The sequence below is a fragment of the Polaromonas sp. P1_E1_2 genome (assembly GCF_056406035.1).
Genome location: NZ_JBFUAZ010000659.1, coordinates 1 through 2,271, shown reverse-complemented (window position 1 = coordinate 2,271; position 2,271 = coordinate 1). Strand labels below are relative to the sequence as shown.

Below are 2,271 nucleotides of genomic sequence, written 5' to 3'. Positions count from 1 at the left end.
CAGCAGCACAGGTCCTTGATTTCGGCACGGTCAAAAAAACTTTGACCGCCCGAGACCTTGTACGGAATGTTGGCTTTGCGAAAGGCCTTCTCGAAAGGCTTGGCCAGGTGGTTGGCACGGTACAGCACGCAAAAATCTTTCCACTCCTTGTACTGCCCGCCTTCTGCCTGCAAGCTGCCTTCGGCGCGCAGGCTCTGGATGCGGGCCACCACGCGCTCGGCTTCGTGCTCTTCGCTGTCGCAATCGATCACGCGCACCGGCTCGCCTTCGCCGAGCTCGCTGAACAGCGTCTTGGGAAACAGCTTGGGGTTGGGGCCGATCACGTTGTTGGCCGCGCGCAGGATGGCGCTGGTGGAGCGGTAGTTCTGCTCGAGCTTCACAACCTTGAGGTTGGGATAGTCCTGCGGCAGCTTTTTCAGGTTGTCCAGCGTGGCACCGCGCCAGCCGTAAATCGACTGGTCATCGTCGCCCACCGCGGTGAAGCGGCCGCGCGGGCCGACGAGCAGCTTGAGCATCTCGTACTGCGTGGCGTTGGTGTCCTGATATTCGTCGACCAGCACATGGCCCAGCGATTGCTGCCATTTTTCGCGCACGTTGTCGTGCTCGCGCAGCAGCTTGAGCGGCAGGCCGACCAGGTCGTCGAAGTCGACGCTCTGGTAGGCGGTCAGGCGCTCTTCGTAGTGCGCCATGACGCGGGCAATGGCGCGCTCTTCGTCGCCATTGGCCTGCGCCAGGGCTTCGGCTGCGTTGAGGCCCATGTTCTTCCACAGGCTGATGGTCCATTGCCATTGCCGCGCCGTGGCCGCATCGGTGCTGCCGCCGGCGTCCTTGATGATGCTGGTCACGTCGTCGCTGTCGAGAATCGAGAACTGGGGTTTGAGGCCCAGCGCCGCGCCGTCCTGGCGCAGCATGCGCACGCCCAGCGCGTGGAAGGTACAGACCAGCACGCCTTTGGCGCTTTTGCCGATCAGCGCCTTGGCCCGCTCGCGCATTTCGGCGGCGGCTTTGTTGGTGAAGGTGATCGCGGCAATCTGTTCGGGCTTGAGGCCGGACTGGATCAGCCGGCCTATCTTGTGCGTGATAACCCGCGTCTTGCCGGAACCTGCGCCCGCCAGTACCAGGCAGGGACCATGCAGGTAGTTCACGGCTTCTTGTTGGGCGAGGTTCAGGCCGTGGGTCATGAAAAGAATCGGTTCCAGGGGAAAAATGCGCGGGACCGGCCTTGTCAGGTACTGCCGGTGAACGGCAAATCATAGCGGCTGCCCCCTTTGGGGCAGGCAACGTGGCTTGGCCCAGGCTGCCGGTTTCATGCCGGGCGCTTTGGCTGGATGAAAAAAGACCGCGCCCGCACGGAACCACCCCAAGCCCCGGATTCAAGCAATAAATGCTTGCGGCGCAATGCTGGTCTGCGCAAGCAGCTATCGAATCAATAGCATACGAGCAAGCACGGCTTCATGCGTTCCGGCTCGCCGGGGCGAACCCACCTTGCGTCAACGACAGTGCCTGGGCTGCCTGCTGCAGTAGCAGGCGCACGGTTTTCTGGTCGGGGCCGACGTGGCGGTCTATGCGCCGCACGTAAGGGCAGGTCAACGCGGCCAGGGCGCTGTGGTCGGGCCCGAAGATGGGGCAGGAGATATCGGCCACGCCGAAAGACTGCAGGCTGTCGCGCTCGAAATAGCCTTGCTCCCGGATGACACCGAGGGCGGCAGCCAATGCATCGGACCCGATCGGCACTTCGCCTTCGAGTGCGGTGTGCTGGGCCAGCATTTGCTGAGCCTGGCTGGCATCTGCGAAAGCCAGCAACACCCGGCCCGAGGCGGTATCGACCAGCCCGACATGCACGCCCACGCGGATCGTCATGCTCCAGGTGCCGGGGCCGTTGACCTGCGCGGTGATCAGCACATTGCCCTGGTCGTAAACGCCCATGTGGCAGGCCTGCTCAGCCTTGTGCGCAAAGGCCTCCATGATGGGAATGGCCTGGGTCACCAGCCGGTTGAGCGGTGGATGCATGTGCGCCAGCGTGAAGAGTTTCAGGCTCAGCGAATAGCGGTCGCCCGAGAGCGAACGCATGACATATTGCCGTGCCACCAACCGCTCCAGCATGCGGTAGATCTCGCTCGCGTTGCGGTCCATTTCCTTGACGATCTCCGCGCGCGTCAGGCCCTGCGGCTGGCGAGCCAGCAACTCAAGGATGTCAAGGCCCTTATCAAGCGCCGGTGCCCGGTAGCGGTCGTCGGCAAGAGGCGGGGGTGCGGTGGCGCCGGCGTCGTT

At 63.5% G+C, this 2,271-nt stretch carries 2 protein-coding genes; both read right to left on the bottom strand.

Annotated elements, in window-relative coordinates; translation table 11 throughout:
- Window positions 1–1,181 (bottom strand): ATP-dependent helicase (locus AC1D1P_RS21380; RefSeq protein WP_477674350.1); only part of this gene is annotated, 1,181 nt, incomplete at its 3' end.
- A gap of 271 nt (window positions 1,182–1,452) precedes the next feature.
- Window positions 1,453–2,271: IclR family transcriptional regulator (locus tag AC1D1P_RS21375; protein WP_477674349.1), on the bottom strand; the 819-nt coding region annotated here is incomplete at its 5' end.